The following is a 16,969-nucleotide window of genomic DNA, read 5'->3' on the forward strand; positions in this document are numbered from 1 at the left end:
ATGGTAAACCCTGCGCAGTCGCTAAATGGCATCCCTGATAACGCGTACTGCTGTACCGCTGCGCGCAAGAGGGTATTGTGACAAGAAACCCGTCTCAAATCATCAAGCAAGAGTAAAATTAGGATGCCAAAAACAAAAAAGGCACATCTGATGATGCGCCCTGACAAAGCTTTACGGTTATACCCGCCATCTTTCAAGTTACAGGGGGGGTTGGCTGCACTCTTCCACCCCAGTCACTTACCTTGGTAAGCTCCTGGGGATTCACTCCCAGGCAACCTGCCTGTAACCCGAAATCTAACGGCTAAATATTTATAACTGTACGAAAACTCAGTTAACCGCGTCTTTCAGCGCTTTACCCGCACGGAAACCCGGGACTTTTGCGGCAGCGATGGTGATCTCTTTACCGGTTTGAGGGTTACGGCCTGTACGGGCAGCACGCTCTTTAACAGCAAAAGTACCAAAGCCAACCAGTGCTACGTCTTCCCCGGACTGCAGAGATTCAGTAACAGAAGCGATAACAGCATCTAACGCACGTCCAGCCGCAGCTTTAGAAATATCAGCACCTGCGGCAATTTTGTCTATCAGTTGAGATTTATTCACTCTTCTCTTCCTCTCGTTATTATTTATATCGTACCCGTATCCTTCAAAGTACGACCGCGCAGCAGTTATATCAGGCCTGTCATGGCCACACAACACCCGTTGTTGGTGACATACCAACCGCTGTCTAACTTAGCGATACAAAAAAAAGCTGGCAAGTGACAATTCACCTACCAGCTCTGATTTTATTGACTGTATTTGCGTCAGGTCACTATTTTGCGGTCACAACCTGCATTCCGTAGGGCTCATTCTGCAAAGCAAGGGCCAGAACTTCCTCAATGCGTTTAACCGGGTGGATATCCAAATCGGCAATAACGTTGTCCGGAATTTCTTCCAGATCGCGTTTATTTTCGTCCGGAATCAGCACGGTTTTAATGCCGCCGCGGTGAGCTGCAAGCAGTTTTTCTTTCAGCCCGCCGATTGGCAGGACCTGGCCACGCAGAGTGATTTCACCCGTCATTGCCACGTCCGCACGTACCGGGTTACCTGTCAGACAGGAAACCAGCGCCGTACACATTGCGATACCCGCGCTTGGGCCATCTTTCGGTGTCGCGCCTTCCGGAACGTGAACGTGGATATCACGTTTTTCGTAGAAGTCGCCGTTGATGCCCAATTTTTCCGCACGCGCACGTACAACGGTTAGCGCTGCCTGGATAGATTCCTGCATAACTTCGCCGAGAGAACCTGTATAGGTCAGCTTGCCTTTGCCCGGCACGCACGCGGTTTCGATAGTCAGCAGATCGCCGCCGACTTCTGTCCACGCCAGACCCGTTACCTGCCCTACGCGGTTTTCGCTGTCTGCACGTCCATAATCAAAGCGCTGAACCCCAAGGAAATCCTTCAGGTTGTCGCCGTTGATGGTGATGTGCTTGAGCGTTTTATCCAGCAGCAACTGTTTCACCGCTTTACGGCACAGTTTGGAGATTTCACGCTCCAGGCTACGCACGCCGGCTTCACGAGTGTAGTAACGAATAATGCCGGTGATGGCGCTATCTTCTACAGTCAGTTCGCCTTTTTTCAGGGCGTTGCGTTCAATCTGCTTCGGCAGCAGGTGTTGTTTGGCGATATTAAGCTTCTCGTCTTCGGTATAACCGGACAGACGAATAACTTCCATACGATCCAGCAGCGGTGCCGGAATGTTCATGGAGTTAGAAGTCGCAACAAACATCACGTCGCTGAGATCGTAATCGACTTCCAGGTAGTGATCGTTAAAGGCAACGTTCTGTTCTGGATCAAGCACTTCCAGCAGAGCGGATGCCGGATCGCCACGCATGTCCGAAGACATTTTGTCGATCTCATCAAGCAGGAACAGCGGGTTTTTAACGCCCACTTTCGCCATTTTTTGAATCAGCTTGCCTGGCATCGACCCAATATAGGTGCGACGGTGACCGCGAATTTCAGCCTCATCACGCACGCCGCCCAGCGCCATACGAATATATTTGCGCCCCGTTGCTCTCGCAATGGACTGACCCAGAGAGGTTTTACCCACGCCTGGAGGCCCAACCAGGCACAGGATTGGCCCTTTGAGCTTGTTTACGCGGCTTTGCACTGCGAGGTATTCCAGGATGCGGTCTTTCACGCGTTCCAGACCGTAGTGGTCCGTATCCAGAACTTCCTGAGCCTGACGCAGATCTTTTTTCACCTTGCTGCGCGCATTCCACGGCACCTGCACCATCCAGTCGATATAGCCACGCACCACGGTTGCTTCCGCAGACATCGGCGACATCATTTTCAGTTTTTGCAGTTCCGCTTCGGTTTTTTCACGCGCTTCTTTCGGCATTTTCGCCGCGTCGATTTTGCGTTTCAGCGCTTCGTTTTCGTCCGGCGCGTCGTCCATTTCGCCCAGTTCTTTCTGAATCGCTTTCATTTGCTCATTCAGATAGTACTCGCGCTGGCTTTTTTCCATCTGCTTTTTAACGCGGTTGCGAATGCGTTTCTCAACCTGCAGCAGATCGATTTCTGATTCCATCATCGCCATCAGATATTCAAGACGTTCGTTAATATCGGACATCTCAAGCACAGACTGTTTATCCGTTAATTTCAACGGCATATGTGCGGCGATAGTGTCTGCCAGACGTGCGGGATCGTCAATGCTGTTAAGCGATGTCAGCACCTCTGGCGGGATTTTTTTGTTCAGCTTGATGTAGCCTTCAAACTGATTAATGGCTGTGCGTACCAGAACTTCCTGCTCGCGCTCTTCAATAACCGGCGAGTCGAGGTATTCGGCCTGGGCTGCGAAATGATCGCCATTGTCAGAAAGCGTGGTAATACGCGCGCGCTGTAGACCTTCCACCAGCACTTTAACCGTGCCATCCGGCAGTTTCAGCATTTGCAAAATAGATGCAACGGTGCCCACCGAGAACAGGTCATTCACACCCGGCTCATCCGTTGAAGCCTCTTTTTGCGCCACCAACATGATTTTTTTATCGTGGTCCATGGCCGCTTCCAGGCAGCGAATGGATTTTTCACGCCCGACAAACAATGGAATAACCATGTGCGGATAAACCACCACATCGCGCAATGGCAATACGGGGATTTCAATGCGTTCAGAACGCTCAGGATTCATAGAGCTCTCTCTTAGTTTAATTTCCGCCAGGTGATGGGGCGATGTCCTCTGTTTATACCTTAAATCGTTCCGGGTGCAGCCGATACGCTGCCGCCTGAAGGATGACGGGCATCATGGCATCACCAACAAGTAAGTCAGTATATGGGGATGTTTCCCGAGCATTCAATGCCGGAAATGCAGGAAAAATAAAAGGGGGATAAAAATCCCCCTTTTCACACTAACTGACTGGTTATTTTGGCGAATTATTCACCGGATGCTTGCTGGGCTTCCGGCTTACCGTAAATTAATAGCGGTTTAGTCTGCCCGTCGATCACGGCCTCATCGATAACCACTTTTTCGACGTCTTCCATGGAAGGAAGATCGTACATGGTATCAAGCAGCGCGCCTTCAACGATAGAACGCAGACCACGAGCGCCGGTTTTACGCGCCATCGCTTTCTTGGCGATAGCATCCAGCGCTTCGTCGCGGAATTCCAGCTCCACGCCTTCCAGATTGAACAACGCCTGGTACTGCTTGGTCAGGGCGTTTTTCGGCTCCTTCAGAATCTGGATCAGGGCTTCTTCGCTCAGTTCGCTCAAGGTTGCAACAACCGGCAGACGACCGATGAACTCAGGGATCAGACCAAACTTGATCAGATCTTCTGGCTCAACCTGGCCGAGCAGTTGGCCTTCGCTCGCTTTTTCTGATTTGCCTTTTACCGTCGCGCCAAAGCCAATGCCTGAACCGGTTTCAACACGGTTGGCAATCACTTTGTCGAGACCTGCAAACGCACCGCCGCAGATAAACAGAATCTTGGAGGTATCAACCTGCAGGAACTCTTGCTGCGGATGTTTGCGTCCGCCCTGCGGCGGAACCGCAGCCACGGTACCTTCAATCAGTTTCAACAACGCCTGCTGCACGCCTTCACCGGATACGTCGCGGGTGATGGACGGGTTGTCAGATTTGCGGGAGATTTTGTCAATCTCATCGATATAAACGATACCGCGCTGTGCTTTTTGCACATCGTAGTCGCATTTCTGCAGCAGCTTCTGGATGATGTTTTCCACATCTTCACCCACGTAACCCGCTTCGGTAAGCGTGGTGGCGTCAGCCATGGTGAAAGGTACATCCAGCAAACGCGCCAGGGTTTCAGCCAGCAGGGTTTTCCCGCTACCGGTCGGCCCGATGAGCAGAATGTTGCTTTTGCCCAGTTCGATGCCGTTGGTGCTGTCGCCGTTGCGCAGGCGCTTGTAGTGGTTATAAACCGCCACCGCCAGAACCTTTTTCGCCTGTTCCTGACCGATGACATAGTCATCCAGATGGTGACGAATTTCGTGTGGCGTCGGCAGCGCGCTACGCTCGCGGTGCGGAGCCACTTCTTTGATCTCTTCGCGAATGATGTCGTTACATAAGTCGACACACTCATCGCAGATATACACTGACGGCCCGGCAATCAGTTTGCGCACTTCATGCTGGCTTTTGCCGCAAAAAGAGCAGTACAGAAGTTTGCCTGAACCGTCTTTGCGCTTATCTGTCATAAAGTCAAAACCTCTTTTCTGTTTCTTTGCACCGTTCTGGACGACGCAAGTGCCATTATTGCGGCACAGCCAATCGTAAGCGCTCAATGAGCCATTACTTTTACTATAGTCTATGGCCCACTGTTTTCGGGCATTAGTTACGGTGAGTCAGGATCGAGTCAACTAAGCCATACTCTACCGCCTCGTGGGCTGCGAGGAAACGGTCACGCTCGGTGTCTCTTTCGATTTCTTCAAGAGATTTGCCGGTGTGTTGCGCCATAAGTTCATTCATACGGGCTTTAACTTTCAGAATTTCACGGGCATGGATTTCGATGTCCGTCGCTTGCCCCTGATAGCCGCCCAGCGGTTGGTGAATCATCACTCGCGAATTTGGCAGGCAGAAACGCTTGCCTTTCGCCCCGGCAGTCAGCAGGAAAGCCCCCATAGAACAAGCTTGTCCCATACAAATGGTGCTGACGTCCGGTTTAATAAATTGCATGGTATCGTAGATAGACATACCTGCCGTAATTACGCCACCTGGTGAGTTAATGTAGAGATAGATGTCTTTTTCCGGGTTTTCCGCTTCCAGAAACAGCATCTGCGCCACAATCAGGTTAGCCATATGATCTTCGACCTGTCCGGTCATGAAGATGACACGTTCCTTGAGCAGACGGGAATAAATATCGTATGAACGCTCACCACGTGATGTCTGTTCAACAACCATCGGCACCAGGGCCATATGGGGTGCTAATTGATCTCGTTCGCCACTGTATGACATTTCCGTCTCCTGGAGTAATTAAGCCTTCTAACCTACTGTACTGATTCTACTTGAGACGCGAAAAGAAGACTACGCTCCTTGCGTCCGTTGCCTTTAATGGACGGATTATCAGTCAGGGTCATATTTTGGAGCCATGCCCTACGTTATGGGGATAGCTTTGCCCTGTTTCAAGCATAACAACCTTTTCTTGTTACGCTAACCCTGAAAGTTCGGATTATTCGTCGCAAAGATGCCATGCAGCAGATAAAAAAAGCCCGCCACTTGTGGGTGACGGGCTTGATGCAGCAAAATTTTGGCGGTGATGCCGAAAATTATGCTTACGCTTGCTGGTTCATCAGTTCGCTAAAGGAAGTCGCTTTTTCTGAAACTTTCGCTTTCGCCAGCACCGCTTCCACCGCTTGTTCTTCCAGAGCAACGTTACGCATGTTGTCCATCAGTTCTTTGTTCTTGCTGTAGAATTCAACAACTTCTTTCGGATCTTCGTAGGCAGAAGCCATTTCTTCGATCAGAGCGTTAACGCGCGCTTCGTCAGCTTTCAGCTCATGGGTACGAATAACTTCGCCCAGCAGCAGGCCAACCACTACGCGACGCTTAGCTTGTTCTTCGAACAGCTCGCGTGGCAGTTCCAGAGCTTGCTGCTCATTGCCGCCGAAGCGCTGAGCTGCCTGGCGGCGCAGAACGTCGATTTCGCCGTCGATAAGCGCCGCTGGCACGTCGATGTTGTTCGCGTTAACCAGACCGTCGATTGCCTGAGACTTAATGCGGTTACGCACAGCGCCTTTCAGCTCACGATCCATGTTTTTACGCACTTCAGCACGCAGACCCGCTACAGAACCATCTTCAACGCCGAAACGCTTGATGAATTCTTCCGTAAATTCCGGCAGTTCACGCTCTTCAACTTTCTTCAGAACGATGTCGAATTTAGCCGCTTTACCTTTCAGGTTTTCAGCATGGTAATCTTCCGGGAAGGTCACTTCGATAGTGAACTCTTCGCCAGCTTTGTGACCGACTACACCGTCTTCGAAGCCTGGGATCATACGACCCTGGCCCATAGCCAGCACGAAGTCAGACGCTTTACCGCCTTCGAATACTTCGCCATCCACGGAACCGGTGAAGTCGATAGTTACGCGGTCTTCTGCGGTTGCAGCAGCGTCAGAGTCTTTCCAGGTTGCCTGCTGCTTACGCAGGGTATCCAACATGGTATCAACGTCTTCGTCAGTTACTTCAACAACCGGTTTTTCAACTTCGATTGCTTCCAGACCCTGCAGTTCAACTTCCGGGTATACTTCAAACTCGACGGAGTAAGTGAAATCTTCGCCCAGTTTGTATTCGCCCGGAACATAGTTCGGGCTGCCTGCTGGATTGATTTTTTCTTTGATGATCGCATCAATGAAGTTGCGGCTCATCAGTTCGCCCAGCACGTCCTGGCGAACAGAAGCGCCGTAACGTTGAGCGACAACGCTCATCGGTACTTTACCCTTGCGGAAGCCGTCAATACGGACTTTCTTTGCCACGTTGACCAGCTCGCTTTTTACAGCGTTTTCGATGCTGTCTGCAGCGATAGTAATCGTGAGACGGCGGCCAAGGCCCTGAGTGGTTTCAACTGAAACTTGCATCTTGTTACCTCAAAAAATCACAGTGCTCGGTCAACTCTGGAAGCCCTCAATATTGCTTCACAGAACCGGGATGCCTTCTGTATCAGAATCACATTCCCTGTCGTCAGAATCGTCCCGAAGACATTCCGAAAAATAAGACGCAGCATTATAGCGGCATCACTAAGGTGAGTCGAGAACGGCGACATAACGTCGCTGCGGCCTTTTTCACACTTTGTTGGAATTTATTGTCTAATCCCCGCAAAAAAGCCGGGCATTAAAGACAAAACAAAACGGCCCGCAGGCCGTTTTGAGAAACGCAGTTAACAGAGAGCAACATAAAGGAAAAGCTCCCCTGGTTGCAAACCCGAAAAGGTTATTTTCAGGCGATGGAGCCTGCTCCGCGACACGGCGGCGAGGCAAAAATGGTGTCCTGCAATCCTTCCCACTCTTTAATTGTGTAAGTATGCAAAGCCAGAGCATGAACGGTACTGGAAAGCTCTTCACTTAAGGTTCCATAGATCAGACGATGGCGATTCAAAAAACGTTCGCCCACAAAGCGATCGCTGACTAACACAACTTTAAAATGACTTTCTGAACCAGCCGGGACATTGTGACGATAGCTTTCATCCACGACTTCCAGGAACACAGGTTCGAACGCTGCCCTTAGTTTTGTTTCTATTTGCTCGCGTATCATCATGAACTTTCTCCTCAACTACGCCCGGATGCCACTCATCCCTTTAAATCTTAGCCGCTTTTAACCGTTTTAATAACGTAATTCCAACAATTATTTAGCTTTCGTCCGATTTCCTTTGCCAACCCTCTGTAGCTTAATGCTATTAAGGTATTATTCAGTGCGAAAACGGTCTGATAGCTTTGTTAACGCTCATTAAAAGCGCAACGCGATGAAATTCCGTGCGTTAAGCACTTCCACTGGGCAACCGCAGTGTTATGATGACGTGTTTTTTTCTGCCCGCCCCTTTGAGTACATTGAGATAGCGAACATGTTAAAAAAATTATTCTTCCCGCTGGTCGCCATTTTTATGCTGGCCAGCTGTGCAACGCCACCGACCACCATTGAAGTGTCACCAACCATCAATCTGCCACAGCAGGATCCAAGCCTGATGGGCGTGACCGTCAGCATCAACGGCGCCGATCAACGCGCCGATCAGGCGCTGGCTAAAGTTACACGTGATAACCAACTGGTTACCCTTACCCCATCCCGCGACCTGCGTTTCCTGCTGCAAGAAGTGTTGGAAAAACAGATGAGCGCGCGCGGCTATATGATTGGCCCAAGCAGCCCGGTTGCTTTACAGATAGTCGTCAACCAACTGTATGCGGACGTCTCCCAGGGTAACGTACGCTACAATATTGCGACCAAAGCGGATATCTCGATTATCGCAACCGCTCAGAACGGCAATAAGATGACGAAGAACTACCGTTCCAGCTATAACGTAGAAGGAGCGTTCCAGGCGACCAACAAGAATATCGCCAATGCGGTTAACTCCGTGCTGACCGATACCATTGCGGATATGGCCCAGGACACCAGCGTTCACGATTTTATTAAACAGAACGCACGTTAATTTATCCCCGTCAGCCCGCGTCAGGCGGGCTGATAGTCAGAGCTAAGCATGGCCAATCAGTATTTACGTATCTTCCAGCAGCCAAAATCAGCCATTCTTCTGATCCTTGGTTTTGCCTCCGGGCTTCCCCTTGCATTAACTTCCGGCACTCTGCAAGCCTGGATGACGGTCGAAAATATCGATCTAAAAACCATCGGCTTTTTCTCGCTCGTTGGTCAGGCTTACGTCTTTAAGTTCCTCTGGTCGCCGGTGATGGACAGATATACGCCGCCGCTGTTGGGGCGTCGCCGTGGCTGGCTGCTGATCACGCAAGTTCTGCTTTTAATTGCGATTGCCGCTATGGGCTTTCTGGAGCCGGGCACCCAGCTTCGCTGGATGGCCGCGCTTGCGGTCATTATCGCTTTTTGCTCCGCCTCGCAGGACATCGTATTCGACGCCTGGAAAACAGATGTGCTTTCAGCCGAAGAACGCGGCACCGGCGCGGCAATCAGCGTGCTTGGCTATCGTCTGGCAATGTTGGTTTCCGGCGGGCTCGCACTCTGGCTTGCTGACCGTTACCTCGGCTGGCAGGCGACCTACTGGCTGATGGCGGCGTTGCTGGTACCCTGTATCATCGCAACCCTTCTGGCCCCGGAGCCGACCGATGCCATCCCTGTTCCACGCAGCCTTGAACAGGCGGTAGTCGCCCCGCTACGAGATTTTTTCGGACGTAATAACGCGTGGCTGATCCTGTTGCTGATCGTGATGTACAAACTTGGCGATGCTTTCGCCATGAGCTTGACCACCACGTTCCTGATTCGCGGCGTCGGTTTTGATGCTGGTGAAGTAGGCGTAGTGAATAAAACGCTTGGGCTATTCGCAACTATCCTCGGCGCGCTTTACGGCGGCGTGCTTATGCAACGTCTGACGCTATTTCGGGCGTTACTTATTTTTGGCATTCTGCAGGGCGTTTCCAATGCCGGTTACTGGCTCCTTTCCATCACCGATAAGCAAATGTTCAGCATGGCGGCTGCGGTTTTCTTTGAAAACCTCTGCGGCGGGATGGGCACGGCAGCTTTTGTCGCATTGTTGATGACGCTGTGCAACAAGTCGTTTTCTGCTACCCAATTTGCTCTGCTTTCAGCGCTATCCGCCGTAGGCCGTGTTTACGTCGGACCTATTGCTGGCTGGTTTGTTGAAGCTCACGGCTGGCCGACCTTCTATCTGTTCTCCGTGTTTGCCGCAGTGCCGGGCATACTTTTGCTTTTAGTGTGTAAATCCACGCTGGAATACACTCAACAAACGGAAAGCTTTATGCCGCGCAGCGAATTTACTTCGGCCTACCGCTTTGCGCTCCGGGCACTAACCTTAGGCTGTGCGCTTCTTGCCATCTGGCTGGTGATATTGATAACCAACTCAACGGGTCTGACAAACTGGGCGTTTAATCTGCAGATTCTGGAATGGGGTGCGGTGTTTGCTATCGGCGGAGTGGTATTTGGCGGCCTGCTGGACTATCTGGCTCTTCGCAAAACGGCATTGCTCTGAGCGATGGAGGAAAAATAACCACGCCTTATTTATTTAGTATCGTGATTATTACGGCTAAATAAACATCAAAATATATCGTCTACAATTATTAACTCGCAGTGAACACTGTTTTTTAAAAATATTACCAGGGCGGGAATCGCACGTTTTGCCTTTAACGATTCAGCCCGGTGCGAAATTAATTTGAAATTTTTTCGTATCCTAATTGATACCAAATTGTTAATTTAGTGTTTATTAAAATGATTGGTTATACCAATTGACCTTGTCATTAACCTCCGGCATAGGTTTTTGTTATAACTCGCTGGAGAAGGCGTCGGATGCCCGATTTTACAGTTTGTTGCATTTCGTGTGACATTGGCGGCAGAACCCGGTAACACCCCACTGACACTACGCCATTCATGTTTACAGTAATGTAACCTTCCCGTAAAATGCCGGCACACTTTAAACGACAATAGAGCTCCCTGGAATTGAGGTCGTTAAATGAGACTCAGGAAATACAATAAAAGTTTGGGATGGTTGTCATTAATCACAAGCGCTTTTCTACTCAGTGGCTGTGATTCTGCACTTCTTGACCCCAAAGGACAGATTGGACTGGAACAACGTTCGTTGATACTGACAGCTCTCGGGCTAATGTTGATTGTCGTTATCCCAGCTATCGCGATGGCTATCGGTTTTGCCTGGAAATATCGGGCTTCAAACAAAGACGCCAAATACAGCCCCAACTGGTCACACTCCAACAAAGTTGAAGCTGTAGTCTGGACGATTCCCATCCTCATCATCATTTTCCTCGCGGTACTGACCTGGAAAACTACCCATGCCCTTGAGCCAAGCAAACCGCTGACTCACGAAGCAAAACCGGTGACCATCGAAGTTATCGCCATGGACTGGAAATGGTTCTTCATCTATCCAGAGCAGGGTATTGCTACGGTTAATGAAATCGCCTTCCCGGCCAACACTCCGGTGGAATTCAAAATCACCTCTAACTCGGTGATGAACTCCTTCTTTATTCCGCGCCTGGGTAGCCAAATCTATGCAATGGCAGGCATGCAGACCAAACTGCACCTGATTGCAGACGAAGCGGGCACCTACGACGGTATTTCGTCTAACTACAGCGGTAAAGGTTTCTCTGGCATGAAGTTCAAAGCAATAGCTACGCCAGACATGGATACCTTTAACCAATGGGTTGCCAAAGCGAAACAATCTCCAAACGTCATGAGCGATATGGCGACATACGAGAAGCTGGCAGCACCGAGCGAATACAACAAAGTCGAATACTTCTCCGCTGTTAAACCTGATTTGTTTAAAGATGTTATCGACAAATTCATGGGACACGGGAAGAGCATGGACATGACCCAACCGGAAGGTGAGCAAGCCTCTCATGAAGGTATGGAAGGCATGGACATGAGTCACGCGGAAACCTCTCACTAAGGGGCCGAGGAATAAAAATGTTCGGAAAACTTACACTGGATGCAGTCCCATACCATGAACCCATTATCATGGTTACGGTGGCGGCAATTATCGTCGGGGGACTGGCGCTAGTTGCAGCTATCACTTACTTCGGTAAGTGGGAATATTTATGGAAAGAGTGGCTCACTTCTGTTGACCACAAACGCCTTGGCGTAATGTACGTTATCGTCGCCATCGTCATGCTGCTGCGTGGCTTTGCCGATGCCATCATGATGCGTAGCCAGCAGGCTTTGGCTTCCGCCGGTGAAGCGGGCTTCCTGCCGCCTCATCACTACGATCAGGTCTTTACCGCCCACGGCGTAATCATGATCTTCTTCGTGGCGATGCCTTTTGTTATCGGCCTGATGAACATTGTCGTGCCGTTGCAGATTGGCGCCCGTGACGTCGCCTTCCCATTCCTGAACAACCTGAGCTTCTGGTTCACCGTTGTCGGCGTGGTGCTGGTTAACCTTTCTCTTGGGGTGGGCGAATTCGCTCAGACCGGTTGGGTTGCCTATCCGCCGCTGTCGGGAATTGAGTACAGTCCGGGGGTCGGGGTCGACTACTGGATCTGGGCGCTGCAGCTCTCCGGTATTGGTACGACGCTAACGGGTATTAACTTCTTCGTTACTATCCTGAATATGCGTACCCCTGGCATGACGATGTTCAAAATGCCGGTGTTTACCTGGGCTTCGCTGTGTACTAACGTACTGATTATCGCTGCGTTCCCAATCTTCACCGTGACCGTCGCGCTGTTAACCCTTGACCGCTACCTTGGCACCCATTTCTTTACCAATGATATGGGTGGCAACATGATGATGTATATCAACCTCATCTGGGCATGGGGCCACCCGGAAGTGTATATCCTGGTGCTGCCGGTGTTTGGTGTGTTCTCAGAAGTGGTTGCAACGTTCTCTAAAAAACGTCTGTTCGGTTACACCTCTCTGGTGTGGGCGACTATCGCCATTACCGTACTGTCGTTCATCGTCTGGCTGCACCACTTCTTCACCATGGGCAGCGGCGCGAACGTGAACGCCTTCTTCGGTATCGCCACGATGATTATCGCCATCCCAACAGGGGTGAAGATCTTCAACTGGCTGTTCACCATGTATCAAGGCCGTATCGAGTTCAACTCTGCGATGCTGTGGACCATTGGCTTCATCGTCACCTTCTCTATTGGTGGGATGACCGGTGTTCTGCTGGCGGTGCCAGGCGCTGACTTCGTGCTGCACAACAGCCTGTTCCTGATTGCTCACTTCCATAACGTTATTATCGGTGGTGTGGTATTCGGCTGCTTCGCTGGCCTGACCTACTGGTGGCCGAAAGCGTTTGGCTTCACCCTGAACGAAACCTGGGGCAAACGCGCCTTCTGGTTCTGGATTATCGGCTTCTTCGTAGCGTTTATGCCGCTGTACGTGCTTGGCTTCATGGGGATGACTCGTCGCCTGAGCCAGCAAATCGACCCCCAGTTCCATAGCCTTCTGCTTGTTGCAGCAGGCGGCGCGGCGCTGATTGCGTGCGGTATTCTCTGCCAGCTAATTCAGTTCTACGTTTCCATCCGCGACCGCGAACAAAACCGCGATCTGACCGGTGACCCATGGGGCGGCCGTACGCTGGAGTGGTCTACTTCCTCTCCGCCTCCGTTCTACAACTTCGCTCATCTGCCACTCGTCAACGAGCGTGACGCGTTCTGGGTGATGAAAGAAAAAGGCGAAGCGTACAAGCAGCCGACGCATTACGAAGAAATTCATATGCCGCGTAACAGCGCTGCGGGCATCGTTATTGCCGCATTCGCGACGGTATTTGGTTTCGCGATGATCTGGCACATCTGGTGGCTTGCGATCGTTGGTTTTGCCGGCATGATAATCACCTGGATTGCGAAAAGCTTCGACGAAGATGTGGACTACTACGTTCCGGTTGCGGAAGTCGAAAAACTGGAAAACCAGCATTTCGATGAAATTACCAAAGCAGGGCTGAAAAATGTCAACTGAGACTCTCACTCACGCTAACGCCCACGCAGCAGAGCATGGGCATCACGATGCAGGAACCAATAAAGTATTTGGTTTCTGGATCTACCTGATGAGCGACTGCATTCTGTTCTGTTGCTTGTTTGCTACCTATGCCGTTCTGGTGAACGGCACGGCCGGAGGCCCGGCGGGGAAAGACATTTTCGAACTGCCGTTTGTGCTGGTTGAAACTGCCCTGCTGTTGTTCAGCTCCATCACCTACGGCATGGCGATTATCGCCATGAACAAAGGCAACAAAAGCCAGGTTATCTCCTGGCTGGCGCTGACCTTCCTGTTTGGTGCGGGCTTCGTTGGTATGGAAATCTATGAATTCCATCACCTGATTGCCGAAGGCTTCGGTCCGGATCGCAGCGGCTTCCTGTCAGGCTTCTTTGCGCTGGTAGGCACCCACGGTCTGCACGTAACTTCCGGTCTGGTCTGGATGGCGTTCATGATGATTCATGTGGCGCGTCGCGGCCTGACCGACACTAACCGCGCTCGTTTGATGTGCCTGAGCCTGTTCTGGCACTTCCTGGACGTCGTGTGGATCTGTGTATTCTCAGTCGTTTATCTGATGGGGGCGATGTAATGAGTCATTCAACTGAACACGCGGGCGCCCACCACGGTAGCGTAAAAACCTATATGACAGGTTTCATCCTGTCGATCATCCTGACGGCGATCCCGTTCTGGATGGTCATGGCAGGTACCGCCTCCCACGCCACGATCCTTGGCGTGGTGCTGGTTACCGCAGTAGTACAGATTCTGGTTCATCTTGTGTGCTTCCTGCATCTGAACACCTCATCGAGCGAGCGTTGGAACCTGGTGGCCTTTGCCTTTACGGTACTGATTATTGCCATTCTGGTGGTCGGCTCGATCTGGATTATGTGGAACCTCAACCAGAACATGATGGTTCACTAAGAGCGACGTTATGATTAAGCAATACCTGCAAGTAACGAAACCAGGAATTATTTTCGGTAATTTAATTTCTGTCATTGGGGGATTTTTACTGGCCTCGAAGGGCAGTATTGATTACCCCCTGTTTCTCTTCACCCTCGTAGGGGTGTCGCTGGTGGTGGCATCAGGTTGTGTTTATAACAACTTCATCGACCGCGATATCGACCGCAAAATGGAGAGAACCAGGAATCGGGTGCTGGTTAAAGGCCTGATTTCACCGAAAACCTCGCTGGTATACGCCACCTTGTTGGGTATTGCTGGTTTCATGCTGCTGTGGTTTGGTGCGAATCCATTAGCCATGTGGCTTGGTGTGATGGGCTTTGTGGTTTACGTTGGAGTTTATAGCCTCTACATGAAGCGCAAATCCGTTTACGGAACGCTGATCGGCAGCCTTTCCGGTGCGGCTCCTCCGGTCATTGGCTACTGCGCCGTGACCAACGAGTTCGATACCGGCGCCCTGATCCTGCTGGCTATCTTTAGCCTGTGGCAGATGCCGCACTCCTACGCGATTGCCATCTTCCGCTTTAAGGATTACCAGGCGGCCAACATTCCGGTTCTGCCGGTGGTGAAAGGGATTTCGGTCGCGAAAAATCACATCACGCTGTATATCATCGCTTTTGCTGTCGCAACGCTGATGCTCACTTTAGGCGGCTATGCTGGATACAAATATCTGGTTGTTGCGGCGGCCGTGAGCGTCTGGTGGCTGGGCATGGCGCTGAGAGGTTATAAAGTGGAAGATGATAAAGTCTGGGCGCGCAAGCTGTTCGTCTTCTCTATCGTCGCCATTACTTCTCTTTCCGTGATGATGTCCGTCGACTTTATGGTGCCAGATTCCCACAATCTGCTGACTTACGTCTGGTAAGTCGTGAACCGCATAAAAGGGCGCATCAGCGCCCTTTTTTATTACTACCAGCAATCATTCCACGCTGTAATATCTGTTAAATAACTAGAGATTTACCCTCCCCTGCCCACGCACTACACTATGTCCGGTTTTTCATCTGAGGTGGTAATGAACGATTATAAAATGACGCCTGTCGAGCTACGTGCGACGTGGGGGTTAGGCACGGTGTTTTCACTGCGCATGCTCGGTATGTTTATGGTGCTGCCGGTTCTTACCACTTATGGAATGGTGTTACAGGGCGCAAGCGAAGCGTTAATCGGCCTTGCAATCGGTATTTATGGCCTTGCGCAGGCTATTTTCCAGATCCCCTTTGGTTTGCTCTCCGACCGTATTGGCCGCAAGCCGCTTATTATCGGCGGATTACTGATTTTTGTATTCGGCAGTATTATTGCTGCGCTTTCCAGCTCTATCTGGGGCGTAATCCTTGGCCGCGCCTTACAAGGTTCTGGCGCTATTGCCGCAGCGGTTATGGCGCTGCTTTCAGATCTCACCCGTGAGCAAAACCGAACCAAAGCAATGGCGTTTATCGGCGTTAGCTTCGGCGTCACTTTTGCTATCGCCATGGTGCTCGGCCCGATTATTACCCACTCCCTCGGCCTGAATGCCCTGTTCTGGACGATCGCGCTTCTGGCGGCAGCCGGCATTTTAATCACCCTTTGGGTGGTGCCCAATACCGAAAGCCACGTACTGAATCGTGAATCCGGCATGGTTAAAGGTTGCTTCAGCAAAGTCCTCGCTGAGCCTAAGCTGCTGAAATTAAACTTCGGCATCATGTGCTTGCACATCATGCTGATGTCCACGTTTGTTGCCCTACCTGGCCTGCTTGAACAGGCGGGATTTCCTGCCGCTCAGCACTGGAAAATCTACCTGTGCACCATGCTAATCTCGTTCGTCTCGGTCGTGCCGTTTATCATTTACGCCGAAGTGAAACGCCGCATGAAGCGAGTATTCATCGGCTGCGTGGCCCTGCTGCTGATTGCCGAAATTGTGCTCTGGGGCTCCGGCCCGCATTTCTGGGAGCTGGTGATAGGGGTGCAGTTATTCTTCCTCGCCTTTAACCTGATGGAAGCTATTCTGCCGTCGCTAATCAGCAAAGAGTCGCCTGCCGGTTACAAAGGAACGGCGATGGGGATTTATTCCACCAGCCAGTTTATTGGCGTGGCGATTGGCGGTTCTTTAGGCGGCTGGATTGATGGGCTGTTTGATTCGCAAACCGTGTTTTTAGCAGGCGCCTTGCTGGCAACGGTCTGGCTGCTGGTAAGTTCGACGATGAAAGAACCGCCGTATGTCACAAGCCTGCGTATTGAACTGCCGGAGAATACGGCAAATGATGAAGAGTTGAAAGCAAGGCTGCTGGCGCAGGCGGGCGTGAGCGAGGCGAATATTATTACGCAAGAGCGTAGCGCCTACGTGAAGATCGACAGCAAGCTGACGAACAGATTTGAAGTAGAGCAGTTGGTGAAAGAAACCCTGTAACGGCGGGTGGCGCTTCGCTAATCCGCCCTACATTAAAAACGTAGGGTGGATAA

At 51.1% G+C, this 16,969-nt stretch carries 14 protein-coding genes; 8 read left to right on the forward strand and 6 right to left on the reverse strand.

All coding sequences use genetic code 11. The annotated features are described in order from the left end of the window. Positions 1–327 precede the first annotated feature (327 nt). From hupB to bolA, 6 genes are all read right to left on the reverse strand, one after another. Entirely contained in the window at positions 328–600 is a 273-nt protein-coding gene (gene hupB, locus MUA00_RS08030; RefSeq protein ID WP_008454620.1) for a nucleoid-associated protein HU-beta, read from the reverse strand. A 208-nt stretch (positions 601–808) separates the two neighbouring features. Then, positions 809–3,163: an endopeptidase La gene (lon, locus tag MUA00_RS08035; RefSeq protein ID WP_271122574.1), complete on the reverse strand. Its 2,355-nt coding sequence runs from the start codon at positions 3,161–3,163 to the stop codon at positions 809–811. A gap of 242 nt (positions 3,164–3,405) precedes the next feature. Continuing rightward, entirely contained in the window at positions 3,406–4,680 is a 1,275-nt protein-coding gene (clpX, locus tag MUA00_RS08040) for an ATP-dependent protease ATP-binding subunit ClpX (protein WP_167612151.1), read from the reverse strand. 133 nt (positions 4,681–4,813) lie between these two features. Continuing rightward, entirely contained in the window at positions 4,814–5,437 is a 624-nt protein-coding gene (gene clpP / locus MUA00_RS08045) for an ATP-dependent Clp endopeptidase proteolytic subunit ClpP (RefSeq protein WP_271122575.1), read from the reverse strand. Positions 5,438–5,754: 317 nt separating this feature from the next. Further along, on the reverse strand, positions 5,755–7,053 hold the full coding sequence (gene tig, locus MUA00_RS08050) for a trigger factor (protein WP_271122576.1): 1,299 nt from the start codon (positions 7,051–7,053) through the stop codon (positions 5,755–5,757). Between the two features lie 358 nt (positions 7,054–7,411). After that, on the reverse strand, positions 7,412–7,729 hold the full coding sequence (gene bolA / locus MUA00_RS08055) for a transcriptional regulator BolA (RefSeq protein ID WP_271122577.1): 318 nt from the start codon (positions 7,727–7,729) through the stop codon (positions 7,412–7,414). A 304-nt stretch (positions 7,730–8,033) separates the two neighbouring features. Between bolA and MUA00_RS08060 the strand changes: the two genes are divergently transcribed. From MUA00_RS08060 to MUA00_RS08095, 8 genes are all read left to right on the forward strand, one after another. Beyond that, positions 8,034–8,612 carry a lipoprotein gene (locus MUA00_RS08060; protein WP_271122578.1) on the forward strand — a complete coding sequence of 193 codons (579 nt, stop codon included), beginning with the start codon at positions 8,034–8,036 and terminating at the stop codon, positions 8,610–8,612. Positions 8,613–8,660: 48 nt separating this feature from the next. Further along, positions 8,661–10,136 (forward strand): muropeptide MFS transporter AmpG, encoded by a 1,476-nt coding sequence (ampG, locus tag MUA00_RS08065; protein ID WP_271122579.1) that lies wholly within the window; start codon positions 8,661–8,663, stop codon positions 10,134–10,136. A 477-nt stretch (positions 10,137–10,613) separates the two neighbouring features. After that, positions 10,614–11,561, forward strand: a complete 948-nt coding sequence (gene cyoA, locus MUA00_RS08070; RefSeq protein WP_271122580.1) for a cytochrome o ubiquinol oxidase subunit II — start codon at positions 10,614–10,616, stop codon at positions 11,559–11,561. 17 nt (positions 11,562–11,578) lie between these two features. Further along, positions 11,579–13,570 carry a cytochrome o ubiquinol oxidase subunit I gene (cyoB, locus tag MUA00_RS08075; protein ID WP_271122581.1) on the forward strand — a complete coding sequence of 664 codons (1,992 nt, stop codon included), beginning with the start codon at positions 11,579–11,581 and terminating at the stop codon, positions 13,568–13,570. After that, complete coding sequence (locus tag MUA00_RS08080; RefSeq protein WP_271122582.1) at positions 13,560–14,174, forward strand: cytochrome o ubiquinol oxidase subunit III; 615 nt, start codon at positions 13,560–13,562, stop codon at positions 14,172–14,174. Before cyoB ends, MUA00_RS08080 begins: the two co-directional genes overlap by 11 nt. Then, on the forward strand, positions 14,174–14,503 hold the full coding sequence (locus MUA00_RS08085) for a cytochrome o ubiquinol oxidase subunit IV (RefSeq protein ID WP_271122583.1): 330 nt from the start codon (positions 14,174–14,176) through the stop codon (positions 14,501–14,503). Before MUA00_RS08080 ends, MUA00_RS08085 begins: the two co-directional genes overlap by 1 nt. A 10-nt stretch (positions 14,504–14,513) precedes the next feature. Next, a complete protein-coding gene (cyoE, locus tag MUA00_RS08090) occupies positions 14,514–15,401 on the forward strand; it encodes a heme o synthase (protein ID WP_167612120.1) in 888 nt (295 codons plus the stop codon). Between the two features lie 147 nt (positions 15,402–15,548). Beyond that, positions 15,549–16,916 carry an MFS transporter gene (locus MUA00_RS08095; protein ID WP_271122584.1) on the forward strand — a complete coding sequence of 456 codons (1,368 nt, stop codon included), beginning with the start codon at positions 15,549–15,551 and terminating at the stop codon, positions 16,914–16,916. Positions 16,917–16,969: the final 53 nt, after the last annotated feature.

The organism is Dryocola boscaweniae (assembly GCF_025215095.1).
In the GTDB taxonomy this organism is placed as follows: Bacteria; Pseudomonadota; Gammaproteobacteria; order Enterobacterales; family Enterobacteriaceae; genus Dryocola; species Dryocola boscaweniae.